This is a genomic window from Actinoplanes philippinensis (genome assembly GCF_900113015.1).
Lineage (GTDB): Bacteria > Actinomycetota > Actinomycetes > Mycobacteriales > Micromonosporaceae > Actinoplanes > Actinoplanes philippinensis.
In genome coordinates, this window is sequence record NZ_FONV01000010.1 from 114,451 (window position 1) to 128,891 (window position 14,441).

The 14,441-nt window shown below is 68.4% G+C and carries 17 protein-coding genes and 2 pseudogenes; 11 read left to right on the forward strand and 8 right to left on the reverse strand.

The features are described from left to right. Positions 1-22: 22 nt before the first annotated feature. Complete coding sequence (locus BM290_RS26395) at positions 23-445, forward strand: DUF4307 domain-containing protein (RefSeq protein ID WP_093618596.1); 423 nt, start codon at positions 23-25, stop codon at positions 443-445. Positions 446-551: 106 nt separating this feature from the next. Then, positions 552-1,073, forward strand: a complete 522-nt coding sequence (greA, locus tag BM290_RS26400) for a transcription elongation factor GreA (protein WP_177319915.1) — start codon at positions 552-554, stop codon at positions 1,071-1,073. A 56-nt stretch (positions 1,074-1,129) separates the two neighbouring features. Here greA and ilvA read toward each other — a convergent pair whose 3' ends face one another. The 3 genes from ilvA to BM290_RS26415 form a co-directional block, all read right to left on the reverse strand. After that, positions 1,130-2,377, reverse strand: coding sequence for a threonine ammonia-lyase (gene ilvA, locus BM290_RS26405; RefSeq protein WP_093618598.1), 1,248 nt, complete (start codon positions 2,375-2,377; stop codon positions 1,130-1,132). A gap of 113 nt (positions 2,378-2,490) precedes the next feature. Next, positions 2,491-3,849 carry an amidase gene (locus BM290_RS26410; protein ID WP_093618599.1) on the reverse strand — a complete coding sequence of 453 codons (1,359 nt, stop codon included), beginning with the start codon at positions 3,847-3,849 and terminating at the stop codon, positions 2,491-2,493. A gap of 26 nt (positions 3,850-3,875) precedes the next feature. Continuing rightward, positions 3,876-5,027, reverse strand: a complete 1,152-nt coding sequence (locus BM290_RS26415; protein ID WP_093618600.1) for a cystathionine gamma-synthase — start codon at positions 5,025-5,027, stop codon at positions 3,876-3,878. A 24-nt stretch (positions 5,028-5,051) separates the two neighbouring features. On the opposite strand from BM290_RS26415, the gene BM290_RS26420 reads away from it, so the two are divergent. The 5 genes and pseudogenes from BM290_RS26420 to BM290_RS50075 all read left to right on the forward strand — a co-directional run. Then, entirely contained in the window at positions 5,052-5,498 is a 447-nt protein-coding gene (locus BM290_RS26420) for an HIT family protein (RefSeq protein WP_093618601.1), read from the forward strand. Positions 5,499-5,500: 2 nt separating this feature from the next. After that, a complete protein-coding gene (gene msrA / locus BM290_RS26425) occupies positions 5,501-6,160 on the forward strand; it encodes a peptide-methionine (S)-S-oxide reductase MsrA (protein ID WP_093618905.1) in 660 nt (219 codons plus the stop codon). A 49-nt stretch (positions 6,161-6,209) separates the two neighbouring features. Continuing rightward, positions 6,210-6,533, forward strand: a complete 324-nt coding sequence (locus BM290_RS26430) for a hypothetical protein (protein ID WP_239143722.1) — start codon at positions 6,210-6,212, stop codon at positions 6,531-6,533. A gap of 10 nt (positions 6,534-6,543) precedes the next feature. Next, positions 6,544-7,174 (forward strand): annotated as a pseudogene (locus tag BM290_RS26435) (nucleotidyl transferase AbiEii/AbiGii toxin family protein). A gap of 50 nt (positions 7,175-7,224) precedes the next feature. Next, a pseudogene (locus tag BM290_RS50075) lies at positions 7,225-7,305 on the forward strand (peptide-methionine (S)-S-oxide reductase MsrA); the annotation flags it as partial. Here the strand turns inward: BM290_RS50075 and BM290_RS26440 are convergent. The 4 genes from BM290_RS26440 to BM290_RS26455 all read right to left on the reverse strand — a co-directional run bounded on the left by BM290_RS26440 (position 7,306) and on the right by BM290_RS26455 (position 9,530). Further along, the gene (locus tag BM290_RS26440) at positions 7,306-7,671 is read right to left on the reverse strand and encodes a hypothetical protein (protein ID WP_239143720.1); all 366 of its coding nucleotides are present in this window, start codon (positions 7,669-7,671) and stop codon (positions 7,306-7,308) included. Beyond that, positions 7,649-8,125: a hypothetical protein gene (locus tag BM290_RS26445; protein WP_093618602.1), complete on the reverse strand. Its 477-nt coding sequence runs from the start codon at positions 8,123-8,125 to the stop codon at positions 7,649-7,651. Before BM290_RS26445 ends, BM290_RS26440 begins: the two co-directional genes overlap by 23 nt. A 246-nt stretch (positions 8,126-8,371) precedes the next feature. Continuing rightward, positions 8,372-8,836 (reverse strand): hypothetical protein, encoded by a 465-nt coding sequence (locus BM290_RS26450; protein WP_093618603.1) that lies wholly within the window; start codon positions 8,834-8,836, stop codon positions 8,372-8,374. Positions 8,837-8,939: 103 nt separating this feature from the next. Further along, complete coding sequence (locus BM290_RS26455; protein ID WP_143133973.1) at positions 8,940-9,530, reverse strand: hypothetical protein; 591 nt, start codon at positions 9,528-9,530, stop codon at positions 8,940-8,942. A 575-nt stretch (positions 9,531-10,105) separates the two neighbouring features. On the opposite strand from BM290_RS26455, the gene BM290_RS26460 reads away from it, so the two are divergent. Further along, positions 10,106-10,435, forward strand: a complete 330-nt coding sequence (locus BM290_RS26460) for a hypothetical protein (protein WP_093618605.1) — start codon at positions 10,106-10,108, stop codon at positions 10,433-10,435. 144 nt (positions 10,436-10,579) lie between these two features. Here the strand turns inward: BM290_RS26460 and BM290_RS26465 are convergent, their stop codons facing one another. Beyond that, positions 10,580-10,759: a hypothetical protein gene (locus BM290_RS26465; RefSeq protein WP_093618606.1), complete on the reverse strand. Its 180-nt coding sequence runs from the start codon at positions 10,757-10,759 to the stop codon at positions 10,580-10,582. A 90-nt stretch (positions 10,760-10,849) separates the two neighbouring features. Here BM290_RS26465 and BM290_RS26470 point away from each other — a divergent pair, with 90 nt between their 5' ends. The 3 genes from BM290_RS26470 (at position 10,850) to BM290_RS26480 (ending at position 14,438) form a co-directional block, all read left to right on the forward strand. After that, entirely contained in the window at positions 10,850-12,268 is a 1,419-nt protein-coding gene (locus BM290_RS26470; protein WP_093618607.1) for a CYTH and CHAD domain-containing protein, read from the forward strand. 45 nt (positions 12,269-12,313) lie between these two features. After that, positions 12,314-13,255 carry a polyphosphate kinase 2 gene (gene ppk2, locus BM290_RS26475; RefSeq protein ID WP_093618608.1) on the forward strand — a complete coding sequence of 314 codons (942 nt, stop codon included), beginning with the start codon at positions 12,314-12,316 and terminating at the stop codon, positions 13,253-13,255. 286 nt (positions 13,256-13,541) lie between these two features. Next, complete coding sequence (locus BM290_RS26480) at positions 13,542-14,438, forward strand: ribonuclease Z (protein ID WP_239143719.1); 897 nt, start codon at positions 13,542-13,544, stop codon at positions 14,436-14,438. Positions 14,439-14,441: the final 3 nt, after the last annotated feature.

Sequence of the window (14,441 nt, forward strand, 5' to 3'; positions counted from 1 at the left end):
CAAACGCACGAGAGGCCGTCAGGTGAGCGAGACGCACGCCACAGCTCCGGTGTTCCCGCCCGGCCGGTATGGCCGGCGTCGTGAGGGCGGGCGGCGTCGTCTGCTCCCGATCGTGGCCACCGTGGTGTTCGGCGTCGGGCTCGCCGGTCTCACCTATGCCTACTACGACAAGTTCGGTCAGACCGACTACACCGCCGACATCATCGGCTGGAACATTCCGTCGGACACCGAGATGGTGGTGCGGTTCCGGGTCCGCGTGCCGGAGGGCGGCGCCGCGATGTGCATGGTGCGGGCCCGTGACTACGACGGTTTCGAGGTCGGCCGCCAGCCGGTGACCGTGCCGGGCGCCGAGGGCGGCGGGGCGGCGGTCGAGGTGAGCCAGCCGGTGAAGACCACGAGCAGGGCCTCGGTCGGCGACGTGATGGGCTGCCGCGCCGCGGACTGAGGCGAGGTCCGACAACACTTCACCTTCCGGGCACTACGCATACCGCTGGTAAGCTTGGTAATTCGCTGCGTTCAGCATGTCGCCTTTCAGGCGGCGTGTTTCAACCATGCCCCGTTCAGCAAGGAGATCGACCGTGTCCAGTTCCGAGGCGCCGAAGACCTGGCTCTCCCAGGACGCTCACGACCGGCTGCAGGCCGAGCTCGACGAGTTGATCGCCAACCGGCCGGCGATAGCGGCGGAGATCAACGCCCGGCGTGAGGAAGGCGACCTCCGGGAGAACGGCGGCTACCACGCGGCCCGTGAGGAGCAGAGCCGCCAGGAGGGCCGGATCCTGTACTTGAAGGAGTTCCTGCGCAACTCCGAGGTCGGCGAGATCAAGGCTGCCGACTCGGTCGGCCCCGGCTCGGTCGTGACGATCTACTTCGACGACGACCAGAGCGACACCGAGACCTTCCTGCTCGGTTCCCGGGAGATCTCCTCCACCACGAAACTCAAGGTCTACAGCCCGGAGTCGGCGCTGGGCCAGGCGATCCTCGGCTCCCGCCCCGGCCAGACGGTCACCTACGCCGCCCCGAGCGGCGCGGACATCAAGGTCACCGTGGTCGAGTTCGGCCCCTTCGAGGGCTGATCCCCGCGAGCCTGTGACGAGCCCGCGGCAAGCCTGCCGCGGGCTCGTTCACCATCTCAGGGCGTCGTGTCGGCCAGCAGCGCGACCCGGTAACCGGCGTCACGCAGCGCCTTGATCAGCGCCGACGAGTGGGCCGGTCCGCGCGTCTCCACCGACAGTGCCACCTCCACCTCACCGAAGCTGAGCCGCGGGCTCTGCCGCGAGTGGTTCACGTCGACGATGTTCGCCCGCTGCGCGGCGATCTCCCGCAGCAGCCGGGCCAGCTCCCCCGGCCGGTCCGAGCAGCGCACCGCGAGTCGCAGGAACCGGCCGGCCGACGCCAGCCCGTGCTCGATCACCCGCAGCAGCAGCATCGGGTCGATGTTGCCGCCGGACAGGATCGCCACCACCGGGCCGCCGGTCGGCACGTAGGCGCCGGTCAGCAGGGCCGCCGCGGCCGCCGCCCCGGCCGGCTCCACCACCGTCTTGTGCCGTTCCAGCAGCACCAGCAACGCCGCCGACAGGTCCTCGTCGTTGACCGTGACGACCTCGTCGACGAGCTTCGCGACGTGCGCGAACGTCAGGTCACCGGGGCGCAGGACGGCGATGCCGTCGGCGATCGTCGCGCACGACTCCAGCTTGCGGGGGGCGCCGGCCGCGAGCGACGGAGGGTACGCCGCCGCGCCGCTCGCCTGCACCCCGATGATCCGGATGTCCGGCCGCAACGCCTTGGCCGCGACCGCCAGCCCGGAGATCAGCCCGCCACCGCCGACCGCGGTCACGATCGTCGTCGCCTCCGGGCACTGGTCCAGGATCTCCAGCGCGACGGTGCCCTGCCCGGCGATCACGTCCGGGTGGTCGAAGGGGTGGATCAAAACCGCTCCGGTGGTACGCGCGAAGTCGTGTGCCGCCTCCAGCGCGTCGTCGACGCTGGTCCCGGCGTACTCGACGGCCGCGCCGTACCCCTTGGTGGCGGAGACCTTGGGCAGCGGAGCGCCCTCCGGCATGAAGACGGTGGACCGCGCGCCGAGCAGACCGGCCGCGAGCGCCACCCCCTGCGCGTGGTTGCCGGCGCTCGCCGCGACCACGCCACGGGCCCGCTCGGCGGCCGACAGGCGGGAGATCCGGGTGTACGCCCCCCGCACCTTGTACGACCCGGCGCGCTGCTGGTTCTCGCACTTGAGCCAGACCGGAACCCCGGTGATCTCGGTGAGCGGCCGGGACGGGATCAGCGGCGTCTCCTTGACGACACCGGAGAGCAGGTCGCGGGCGGCTTCGACGTCGGCGAGGGTGAGCAGGTCGAGGGGGGAATCGGCACCGGTCATGGACACCAATCGTGCCATCGGCGCGTCAGACCGTGGTCAACCGGTATGCCCTCCTGGCCCTCGTCCGCGAGGTGGCCGTTCCTGTTCCAGGGGCTGCCACTCGGTGCAGTCGGTCAGACCAGGGCGTGCCGCTGCCACGGATTGGCGACCTCGAATTGGCCGGCCACCGAGAGCAGCAGCAACTCTGATCCGGGCGGCCCGACGAGCTGGATCGCGAGCGGCAGCCCGTCCGGCCGGAACCCGACCGGCACCACGATCGCGGGCAGCCCGGCGTAGTTCCAGGGCGCCGCGTACGGCGCGTAGGACGCGTTGGCCCACATGTTCTTGCGCCAGGGCGACGCCGAATACTGCACGGCGGGCGGCGGCGCGGTGGCGAGCGCCGGGGTGAGCAGCAGGTCGATCGACTTGTCGGCGAAGAACTGGGTGGACCGCTCCCGCCACGCGTCGCGCTGCTTCTGCCGGACCAGACCGGCCCGCATCATCGTCTTGCCGAGGGCGATGTGCCGGCGGGTCCGCGGCTGGAGGCGCTCGATCGGCAGTCCCTCCGAGTTGACATACGCCCCGGCGAACCAGGTGGCCAGCACACCGAGCGCCACGCCGGTCGGGTAGACCGGGTCCGCGGTGACGGTGTCGTGCCCGACGTCGACGAGCAGCTTCGACGCCTTGGCCACGGCCGAGACGTTCGCCTCGTCCGGTTTCACCCCGGCGGCCGGCGACCGCAGCGAGACGCCGATCCGCAGTTTCGACGGCTCCACCAGCTTGGCCGGGGCCTGGCCGGCGAGCACCGAGAAGCCCAGCGCGGCGTCCGCCACGGTGGTGGTGAGCACGCCGTTCTCCACCAGGCCGAACCAGTCCTTGTCGCCGAAGTCGACCGGGACGACGCCGCGGCCCGGCTTGAGCCCGACCACACCGCAGCAGGCGGCCGGGATCCGGATCGAACCGAGCCCGTCGTTGCCCTGCGCGATCGGCACCAGCCCGGCCGCCACCGCGGCGGCCGAGCCACCGGACGAGCCGCCCGGGGTGCGATCCAGGTCCCAGGGGTTGCGGGTCGGGCCGTTCTCGTCGTCGGTGACGGCCCACAGGCCCATCTCCGGCATCCTGGTCACCCCGACCACGACGGCGCCGGCGCCGCGCAACCTACGGACCACTTCGTGGTCCACTTCGGCGACCTCGGGGGTACGCGCGGCGGCCGAGCCGTGCCACGTGGGCAGCCCGGCCACCGCGGTGTTCTCCTTGACCGCCACCGGCACCCCGGCCAGCGGAAGGTTCGCCAGGTCCTCCTGGTCGTCGACCTTCTCCGCCTCGGTGATCGCCTCACCGCCCCGGACCACCCGGAACGCGCCGAGGGCCGGGTCGGAGATGGCGATCTGCTCCAGGTGGTCCGCCACGACCTGGGTGGCGCTCGCGTCTCCGCGGCGCACCGCTCGGGAGATCTGTCTGGCGGTGGCGCCCACCCAGGTCGTCGAGTCCATCGCTCTCAGTTTCTCCAGCGTCGGTCTTATCCGAGGGCCTGCTCGAGATCGGCGAGCAGATCGTCAACGGTTTCGATGCCGACAGACAGTCGCACGAGATCGGCGGGAACTTCAAGCGCTGAGCCCGCAGCCGACAGATGTGTCATCTGACCCGGGTGCTCGATCAGCGACTCGACACCACCGAGCGACTCGGCGAGCACGAAGAGCTTCGCCCGGTTGCAGATCGCGATCGCCGCCTCCGGGCCGCCCGCCGCACGGAACGACACCATGCCGCCGAACCGGCTCATCTGCTTGGCCGCGACCTCGTGACCGGGGTGCGTCTCCAGACCCGGGTAGAGCACGCCCGCCACGGCCGGGTGCTCGCTCAGGTAGCCGACGATCCGCTCCGCGTTGTCACAGTGGCGGTCCATCCGTACCCCCAGGGTCTTGATCCCCCGCAAGGTCAGCCAGGCGTCGAAGGGACCGTTGACGCCGCCCATCGCATTCTGATGGAAGGCGAGCTCATCGCCGAGCCCGGCGTCCGCGGTGATCAGCGCGCCACCGACCACGTCGGAGTGGCCGCCCAGGTACTTGGTGGTCGAGTGGATGACCACGTCGGCGCCGAGCGTGATCGGCTGCTGCAGGTACGGCGAGGCGAACGTGTTGTCCACGGCCAGCATCGCGTCGTACTCGTGGGCGAGACCGGCCAGTTGGGCGATGTCGTTCACGTTGAGCAGCGGATTGGTCGGCGTCTCGGACCAGATCAGCCGGGTGTGCCCGGGGCGGAAGGCGGCCCGCACCGCGTCGATGTCGTCCAGCGGGGCGGCCGTCCAGTCCAGGCCCCACCGCTCGGCGACCTTGCTGAACAGGCGGAACGTGCCACCGTATGCGTCGTTCGGGATGACCACGTGGTCACCGGGGCGGCACACCGTACGCAGAAGGGTGTCCTCGGCCGCCAGGCCGCTGGCGAAGGCCAGCCCTCGCCGGCCGCCCTCGATCGCCGCCAGGCACTCCTGGAGCGCGTCCCGGGTCGGGTTGCCGGACCGGCTGTACTCGTAGCCCAGGCGGGGGGCGCCGACGGCGTCCTGGGCATAGGTGCTCGTCTGGTAGATGGGTGGCACCACCGCACCGGTCCGCGGGTCCGGCTCCTGGCCGGCGTGGATGGCGAGGGTGTCGAACCCGTAGCTGTTAGCCGTCATGTTGCGCAAGGCTAGTCTCACCTGATGGCGGACTGCGTGTTCTGCGGCATCGTTTCGGGTTCCGTTCCGGCCTTCCTGGTGGCGTCCGACCCGGCCGGACTCGCCTTCCTCGACATCCGCCCGGTCTTCAAGGGTCACGTCCTGGTGATCCCCCGCCCGCACGTCGTCCAGCTCACCGACCTCCCGGCGCCCGACCTGCCGGCGTATTTCGGCTTCGTGCAGCGGATCGCCGCGGCCGTCCCCCTCGCGATGGACGCGAAAGGGACCTTCGTCGCGATGAACAACATCGTCTCCCAGTCGGTGCCGCATCTGCACACCCACGTCGTGCCCCGCACCAAGGGCGACGGCCTGCGCGGATTCTTCTGGCCCCGCCGTAAGTACGACAGCGACGACGAGGCCACGGCGGTCGCCGAGACCATTGGTAAGGAATACCTCCGGCTCAGCGTTGCAGAGGGCGGACGAAGGGAGTGACCGTGTTCCTGCGGTACAAGAAGCTCGACCTGCCCACCGCCGACACAGCCCTGCCCGGCCGCGACGCCGAGCTGTGGGTCGCCGACACCCACACCGTGCTCGGCACCCCGATGAAGGGCCCATGGCCGGCCGGTTTCGAGGTCGCCGTCTTCGGGATGGGCTGTTTCTGGGGCGCGGAGCGGATCTTCTGGCGGCTGCCCGGCGTGCACTCCACGTCGGCCGGCTACGCGGGCGGCTTCACCGCCAACCCCACCTACGAGGAGACCTGCTTCGGCACGACCGGACACGCCGAGGTGGTCCAGGTCGTGTACGACCCCGCGAAGATCAGCTACGCGGACCTGCTCAAGGTGTTCTGGGAGAACCACGACCCGACCCAGGGCATGCGCCAGGGCAACGACGTGGGCACCCAGTACCGTTCGGCGATCTACACCACCACGGAGGCCCAGGCCGAAACGGCCGCCGCTTCCCGCGACGCCTTCCAGCCGGTGGTGACCGCGGCCGGCCACGGCACGATCACCACCGAGATCAAGCCGCTGACGACCTACTACTACGCCGAGGACTACCACCAGCAGTACCTGTCCGACGCGAAGAACCCGAACGGCTACTGCAACCACGGCCCGAACGGGATGACCTGCCCGATCGGCGTCGCCCGAACCAACTGACGCTCTGGAGTTCGTCCGTGTGACGATGGTGAGGAGGAGGTGGCCTGAGATGCGCCGGTACGCCAAACCCATCGTCGTCGCGGACGATCTCGGACTGCTGCGCGGGCAGACGACGGGTGTCGTCACCCTGCCACGTCATCTCGACTGGTCTGGTGCCGCCGACTACAACCTCGACAGCTCGGGCCGGATCGTCGACCTCTACCGCACAGTCCTCATCGAGGCGACCAACGCAGACGATCTGCATGCGTTTCTCGATCAGATGGTTTTGACGAGGCTGTGGCCATCGATCTGGCTCCCGCCGGAGCTACGCCGTGCGTGGGAACAGCGCTTCCCAGAACTCCGGCGGGCCGCGTCGGAGGTCTCTGCCGCGTAGGGTCGCCGGCATGGATCCCCGTCACCGCGAGCTGGCCGAGATCGCCCTCCGCGCGGCCGGAGGCGATTACGGGCTCGCGCTCGCCGGCGGCTACGCCGTTCGGGAGCACGGCATGGGTGATCGGCCGAGCGGTGACGTCGATCTGTTCACCGACTGGCAGCGCCGGGCAGATTTCCCCGCCGTTGCCGACCTCGTCATCAAGGCTCTGACCGACAACGGATACGCGGTTCACGTCGACGCGCGGGCGGACACCTTCGCCCGGTTGCTGGTCTCCCGGTCCGACGAACCAGACACGGAACCGCAGAAGATGGAGCTGGCCGCCGACTGGCGGGCCCATCCACCGGTGACCCTGAACGTCGGCCCCGTCCTGCACCCAGATGACGCAGTCGGCAACAAAATGGCGGCACTCTATGGCCGCGCGCTCGCCCGCGACTTCCTGGACATCGATGCGGTCCTCGCCAGTGGCCGCTACACCAGCGATCAGCTCCTCCGCCTGATCGAGCACGCCGATCCCGGTTTCGATCTCGCAACCTTCGCCGATGTGCTGGGGAGCGGCAGACCAGATCAGTGACGCCGCATTCGCTCCCTATGGCGTCGACACCGAATTCATCCGAGGCCTGCGCCACCGATTCGCCGAGTAGCGGCGGGAGCTACGGAAGGGGTAGCTGGCACCCAGCGGCACCCTTCAAGCGACAAGAACCCGAACGGCTACTGCAACCACGGCCCGAACGGCATGACCTGCCCGATCGGCGTCGCGAGGGTCGCCGACTAACTACTCGGTCACCTTCGGGTGCGACGGACCGGCGGCGACAATCCAGACGATCCGGCGGTCCGCGTCTGGGCAATACCAGATCCGGCCGCCGGCCGTCACCTCGTATTGCCATTGATCGAGAGGTTTGCCGCCGATCTCGCGATGCGCCAAGGGACCATAGAGTCGATGCTGCCGCGCTGGATTTGTCGGCGCGGTAGGTCGTTCGGTGAGAACGATCCACGCCTCCCAGGTGTTCGACCGGGCCGTCTGGCACAGATGCTCCCAACCCTTGGCGGCCTCGGACGTGGCGAACCGCGCTTCCCACCCGCCCGGTTTCCCCGGCGGTGCGACCCGATCGCCTCGCTTAGCAGGCATCAGCATCACCATCCACGGGAGCGGGCACCGGTCCCAGGTCCTCGTTCAACGGGCCGCTCAGCTGGCGTAGAAGATCCGGATCGGCATAGACCATTGCGGTCGACTTCCACCCACGCAGCATCTCGGCCAGCACCGACCATTGCCCCAATTCAGCCGATATCCTGGCCGCCTTGATGAATTCGGCGACGAACTGGGCGACCGCGTCGGACGGCATCAGCCCGAGCCAGGGAAACTCTTCGCTCAGCGCTGCTGCGGCCGTCTCGACAGGAACGTGCGCCAGAAGGTTGCGAAGCGCCCGCACGGTGGCGATGGCTCCTTCGCCGGATGTTGCTATCCGATCTTCCCGGGTCAACAGCAGGTCGGCGCCATCCCTGCGGCGCACACGCACGTCACCGGCATCGGCCAGCGCTGCGACGCTCTTCGGGTCACGCTGCAACTCGCTCCACTGCACTTCCTTGACATCCACAACGCCAATTCTGAACTTTTTCAGAACTCCCGGCAAGGCGGATGGTCAGGGCCTCGGACCGATCGCCGCCCAGTACAGCAGCACTACACCGCCCGCTGGAGTCCAAGAACCCGAACGGCTACTGCAACCTCGGCCCGAACGGGATGACCTGCCCGATCGGCGTGGCTCGCACCAGCTGACCCCGGCGACACGGGACGGACGCCTGGCGCGGTCCGTCCCGTGTGACGACGCTCTCCGAGCGGCGGATCAGGCTTTGTGGGTCAGTGTCGCGCCGGTCCAGAAGTCCTCCAGTTCGGCGGTCATGGCGATGTGCTCGACCACGCAGGTGTAGCCGCTGACGTTCAGGCCCTGCACCCGGAGGGGCACCTTGGCCGTTCCCGGGACGGTGCCGTCGAAGCTGATCAGGTAGTCGTTCGCCCGGAGGGACGACGCGGTCCGGTGGATGGTGAGGGTGGATTCGTCGTTCGTGCACACGGCGTCCACCTCGGCGGTCACTCGTGTCGAGATCGTGGTGACGTTCGCGTCCAGTTCCACGGCCACCTCCAGGAAGGTGACGGTGGCGGTGGTGCCGTTCCATTTGATAGTGGTCGCCTCGGGCACGAAGTGCGTGTTCTCCGCCGCCGAAGCGGCGCTGGGGTCACCGATCAGCAATGCCGCGGCCGCCGCTACGGACGAGCCGAACAGGGCCGAAGCCTTCTTTATGAACAGCATGTTGCCCCTTTTAACAAGAACGAAGGCGGCGACCGGCGTGCGCCAACCGCACCGCACCGATCGCCGCCCTCGTCAAACAATTACCGACAGGTCAGCCGGAGGATCAGAACTCCTCGAAGTCCACCGGAATATCGTTGTTGTTCTGGTCCTTGGCCCCACCGGAGTCACCATTGACAACCGTGAAGTCCTTGGTGGTCCCGTCGACCTGCAGTCGCAGCGTCTCGAACCCGATCCGAAGAGTGGACACACCCCTCAAATTGGCCGCCGACACCTTGAACTTGATGTCGATGGCGACGCTGATGGTGTTCGACTCCTCGAAGGTCTTCTTCAGCACGCTCCTGCTGGCGTCCGCCTTGAACCGGGCCCCCCAGATGCTGAAACCCGCCGAGTACGGCAGGTTGTAGACGTTGTAGAGGGCCTTGTAGTCGTGGGTCGTGATCGTGCCCCGGATGGTTCCCTCGAGGTCGAAGCCCTGCGACTGGATCACGATGTTCTTGAAGCCGCTGAAGCCGTGGAACGCGGTCACGTTCTCGGCGGCCGCGAACCTGCCACCCCGGCTGTCGGGCAACAGGATGGTGAAACCATCGTTAGTAACATTGATGATACTCGATCCAGATGCGCTCGCCGCACTGGCCGGGGAAGCGGCAGTCAGCGTCCCACCCGCCAATGCCAGCACACCGGCGGTGACCGCCATTGCGTTCCGGATCTTTCCTACACGAGAGCGCATTTGGACCCCTTCGAGTCTGATGGACGACAATCATGCCGTTCGGCTGAGTGGGATTTATCAAGTGACTGCCGTCGATTGCCTCGAACGTAATCAAGGGGAGCGACGAGTGTCTATGCCTTACTCCGAAGTAATCACACGGCGACCCACTCGACAGGGAGCGCACTCCAGCCATTTGCAAGATCCTGTATTTCACTTAACCCGGTCGGCCGGCCGAAATTCTTCCAGGATTGCCCGATTGAACCAAATATTCATCGTCATAGATGGGTAGCTTCATCCTGCGGGTCGACTCTCATCAGCCTTCGTCCCGATTCGACGGATAAGGCCTATCGTGCGCCCCGGAAGATGACCGGGCGTGAGGGCTCAGAAACGCGGAGTGCTCCACCGGGAGCCCGGACGACACCTACTCACGGGTAACCCGCGCCGCCCGCGCCGACGCCTCCACGGCGCAAGTCGGCGACGAGGATTTCACGCTGGCGATCGAAAAAAGTCGACATGTCCGGAAATCGCGCTCACACTCGGAACCGAGCCAGCGGGAGGTGGATGTGAATCCGATCTACCAGCACAACGAAAGCGAACAGGACTCCTGGGACCTCGCCGAGTCCCTGATGCAGCAGGCCCGCGCGATGATGCGCGAGGCCGAGGAGGCCCTCGACACCTGGCGGACCGGCAAGGAGATGAACCGGCTGCGCTGCGCACGCCGCGGCATCAGCACCACCGATGCCGAAATCCGCTGGTCCGCCTCGTCCAATGCGAAGAACGCGCTGACCACGAACAACTTCAGCACCGGCCTGGCGACGATGTACTACAACGCGGCGACCGCGAACTACGCGCGAGCCCTCTACCTCTTCGCCACCGACGAGACGGAGCGATAGCGCAACGAGCGGAGCGATAGCGCAACGGACGAGGCGGTGGCGCGCCGGGCGGAGCGATAGCCCACGGACGAAGCGGTGGCGCGACGGACGGAGCGGTAGCCCACGGACGAAGCGGTCGCGCGCCGGACGGAGCGGTAGCGCGGCCTAGCCCTCGGGCGCCTCGTCGGGCTGGTCCTGGGTGGTGGCCGGAGGCCGGGGCGGGTCGGCCTGGGCGGGCGCCGCGGGAACGGCGAGGGCCAGCCCGAGGACGGCGCCGGCGCCGATCAGGCGCAGACCGGCGAGCGAGACGGCGAGAGGGATCGGGCGGCGTTCGGACTTCTCCATGCAGCACTCCTTACTGGCCGGGCCACCACGATGCCAGGCGAACCTGAGACATGGCTGTGCACGGGCCTTCGGGCCAGGCACCATGGACGGGTGGAGATCGCCACCGAGACCGAGCGCAAATACGACGTCCCCGAGACGTTCGAACTTCCTGACCTGGTCGGTGTCGGCGGGATCGCCGGCGTCGACGGCGCCGAGACCCATGATCTCGACGCCACGTACTTCGACACCGAGGACCTCCGGTTGATGAGAAATCGCCGGACACTTCGCCGGCGCAGCGGCGGCAACGACGCGGGCTGGCATCTGAAGACGCCGGGGGACGGCTCCGGCCGTACCGAGCATCGGTTGCAGGGATCCGGCACCGAGGTGCCGGGTGAGCTGACCGCGCTGGTCCGGTCGATCGTGCGGCGCAGCCCGCTGGGGCCGGTGGCCCGGCTGCGCACGCACCGGGTGGAGACGCCGCTGCGGGATGCCGGCGGCCGGACTCTCGCGCTGGTCGCGCAGGACCGGGTGACCGCCGAGTCGGACGGCGCGGAGACGGTCTGGCAGGAGGTCGAGGTGGAGCTGGTCGACGGCGACGCCGCGGTCCTCGACGAGGTCGAGCGGCGGCTCTTCGACGCCGGGGCGCGCCCGGCGGAGGGCCCGTCGAAGGTGGCGCGGGCGCTGGCCGCGCGGCTGGCCGCCACCAAGAGCAAGAAGATCAAAGAAACCACGAACCCGGTCATTCTGTACGCCCGTGAGCAGCGCGACGCCATCCTGGGCCACGACCCGGCGGCCCGTCGTGGCGAGCCCCGCGCGGTGCACCAGATGCGTGTCGCGACCCGTCGTCTGCGCAGCACCCTGAAGACGTACAAGAAGGCGTTCGACGAGCAGGAGCTGCGGGACGAGCTGCGCTGGCTGGCCGGTGTGCTGGGCGCGGTGCGTGACCCGCAGGTGCTGGAGGAGAAACTGCTGGGCCTGGTCGAGGAGGCCGGCCCGGAGTTCGCGCACACGGCGCAGCGGGTGCGCGACCATCTGGAGCACCGGATCGGGACCGGCCGGGCCGAACTGGCCGAGGCGCTGGAGTCGGATCGCTACCTGGACCTGCTGGACCGCATCGACGAGCTGGTGGACCGCGGTTCGCTGAAGACTCCGGACCCGGTGCGGCGGGCCGGCAAGGTGCTGGCGAAGGCGGACGCGAAGCTGGACGCGGCGCTGGCGTCCGGTGTGGAGGAGGAGATCCACGAGTCGCGGAAGGGCTTCAAGCAGGCGAGGTACGCCGTCGAGCTGATCGCGCCGAGCAGCGACAAACCGGCGAAACGGCTGGTCAAGGCGCTGACGGACCTGCAGGACGGGCTGGGCGACTACCAGGATTCGAACATCGCCCGGGGTGTGCTGCGCGAGCTGGGCCCGGACAGTTTCCACTTCGGGGTGCTCTACGGCCGGCAGGAGCAGGTCGGCCGGGAGGCGCTGGCCGGGGTTCCGGCTCTGGCCAGGGCGGCGCGCCGGCGAAAAGTTAGGCGAGTGTTCTGATCAAGCCGGTTGTGGTCTTGGTCTTCGCGGGTATGAATCGTTGTCATGCAATCCGAGTTCGACCAGGCGACCACCAACCCCTATGACGGGCCGATCGCCGAGCTGTCCGGCTATCGGGTCGTCGACGACGAGGACGACGACCCCCGTCTGATCGATGCCGACGGCCGGCCGGTGGACACGTGGCGGGAGGACTACCCGTACGACGAGCGGCTGCCCCGCCCGGAGTACGACCACGACAAGCGCCTGCTGCAGATCGAGCTGCTGAAGCTGCAGAACTGGTGCAAGGACACCGGCGAGCGGCTCCTGATCCTCTTCGAGGGGCGGGACGCGGCCGGCAAGGGCGGCACGATCAAGCGGTTCATGGAGCATCTGAACCCGCGGGGCGCCCGGGTCGTCGCGCTGGAGAAGCCGAACCAGCGCGAGAGCACCCAGTGGTATTACCAGCGGTACATCAAGCACCTGCCGGCCGCCGGGGAGATCGTGCTCTTCGACCGGTCCTGGTACAACAGGGCCGGCGTGGAGCGGGTGATGGGCTTCTGCGACCGCAAGGAGTATCTGGAGTTCCTCCGCCAGACCCCGGAGCTGGAGCGGATGCTGGTCCGCTCGGGCATCAGGCTGGTCAAGTTCTGGTTCTCGGTGACGCAGGGCGAGCAGCGGACCCGGTTCGCGATCCGCCAGGTCGACCCGGTCCGGCAGTGGAAGCTCTCGCCGATGGACCTGAAGTCGCTGGACAAGTGGGACGACTACACCGAGGCCAAGGAGGCGATGTTCTTCTACACCGACACCGCGGACGCCCCGTGGACGGTGGTGAAGAGCAACGACAAGAAGCGGGCCCGGCTGAACGCGATGCGGCACGTGCTGAACAAGTTCAACTACACCGGCAAGGACCTGGAGATCGTCGGCGTCCCGGACCCGGAGATCGTCGGCCCGGCCTCGCTGTTCGTCGAGAGCACCAACGACTCCCCGCTGGTATTCCCGCGTCTGTAGTGATTCAAATTCGTTGGCACTCCCTCCGCGGGCTGGATAACGTGGCCGTACACGTGAAGGGAGGTGGTCCGAAGTTGTATAGCAACGGGACTCGTGAGGTGGCTGTCCGCTAGCCGCTGTCCTTGACAGCTTCGTAGTTCGAGAAGTACGTCGAGACCGTGTGGCAGCGGTGCGGCGAATATCAGACAGCCACCCGACCCCTGGGGATCCGGCCTTGTCCGACCGGACCTCGCTCGTCCGCGAGTGAGGAAGTCCCCAGGGGTCGCTTCATATCCGGGGGGATTCCGTGACGCGCGAGCTGGTGGTGCTCGGCACCGCGAGCCAGGTGCCGACCCGGCACCGCAACCACAACGGCTACCTGTTGCGCTGGGACGACGAGGTGATCCTCTTCGACCCGGGCGAGGGCACCCAGCGCCAGCTGCTGATGGCCGGCCTCCCGGTGACCCCGATCACGCGGATCTGCATCACCCATTTCCACGGCGACCACAGCCTCGGCCTGCCCGGCATCCTTCAGCGCATCTCGCTCGACAAGGTCCCGCATCCGGTCGCGGTCCACTACCCGGCCGGCGGGCAGGAGTTCTACGACCGCCTGCGGCACGCCACCAGCTACTGGGACAACGCGGAGATCGTGCCCGGCCCGGTCGGCGCCGGATTCGCGGTGGAGACGTCCGCGGGGCGCCTCACGGCTCTGCCGCTGCGGCACCCCATCGAGACGTACGGGTACCGCCTGACCGAACCCGACTCGAGACGGATCGTGCCCGCCCTGCTGGCCGAGCACGGCATCAGCGGCCCGGCCGTCGGTCAGTTGCAGCGCACCGGCCGGCTCGGCGACGTCACCCTCGATCAGGTGAGCGTGCCCCGTCCCGGCCAGAGTTTCGCCTTCGTGATGGACACCGGCCTGTGCGACAGCGTGTTCGAGCTGGCGCAGGGGGTGGACATGCTGGTGATCGAGTCGACGTTCCTCTCCGAGGATGCGGAGCTGGCGGCCCAGGTCGGACATCTCACGGCCGGTCAGGCCGCTGCGGTGGCGCGCCGGTGTGGCGTACGCACCCTGGTCCTGACGCACTTCTCGCAGCGCTATCCGGAACCGGACCGTTTCCTGGAGGAGGCCCGCCGGGAGTTCGACGGCCCGGTGGTGATCGCCGAGGACCTGGCCCGGGTGAAGGTGCCCTCCCGATCGTGAGCG

Bases quoted from the DNA above. Each gene is read 5' to 3' on its own strand.
- greA (WP_177319915.1), top strand. From the start codon at position 552: ATGCCCCGTTCAGCAAGGAGATCGACCGTGTCCAGTTCCGAGGCGCCG.
- ilvA (WP_093618598.1), bottom strand. From the start codon at position 2,377: ATGACCGGTGCCGATTCCCCCCTCGACCTGCTCACCCTCGCCGACGTC.
- BM290_RS26410 (WP_093618599.1), bottom strand. From the start codon at position 3,849: ATGGACTCGACGACCTGGGTGGGCGCCACCGCCAGACAGATCTCCCGA.
- BM290_RS26415 (WP_093618600.1), bottom strand. From the start codon at position 5,027: ATGACGGCTAACAGCTACGGGTTCGACACCCTCGCCATCCACGCCGGC.
- BM290_RS26420 (WP_093618601.1), top strand. From the start codon at position 5,052: ATGGCGGACTGCGTGTTCTGCGGCATCGTTTCGGGTTCCGTTCCGGCC.
- BM290_RS26430 (WP_239143722.1), top strand. From the start codon at position 6,210: ATGCGCCGGTACGCCAAACCCATCGTCGTCGCGGACGATCTCGGACTG.
- BM290_RS26440 (WP_239143720.1), bottom strand. From the start codon at position 7,671: ATGGTGATGCTGATGCCTGCTAAGCGAGGCGATCGGGTCGCACCGCCG.
- BM290_RS26450 (WP_093618603.1), bottom strand. From the start codon at position 8,836: ATGCTGTTCATAAAGAAGGCTTCGGCCCTGTTCGGCTCGTCCGTAGCG.
- BM290_RS26455 (WP_143133973.1), bottom strand. From the start codon at position 9,530: ATGGCGGTCACCGCCGGTGTGCTGGCATTGGCGGGTGGGACGCTGACT.
- BM290_RS26465 (WP_093618606.1), bottom strand. From the start codon at position 10,759: ATGGAGAAGTCCGAACGCCGCCCGATCCCTCTCGCCGTCTCGCTCGCC.
- ppk2 (WP_093618608.1), top strand. From the start codon at position 12,314: ATGCAATCCGAGTTCGACCAGGCGACCACCAACCCCTATGACGGGCCG.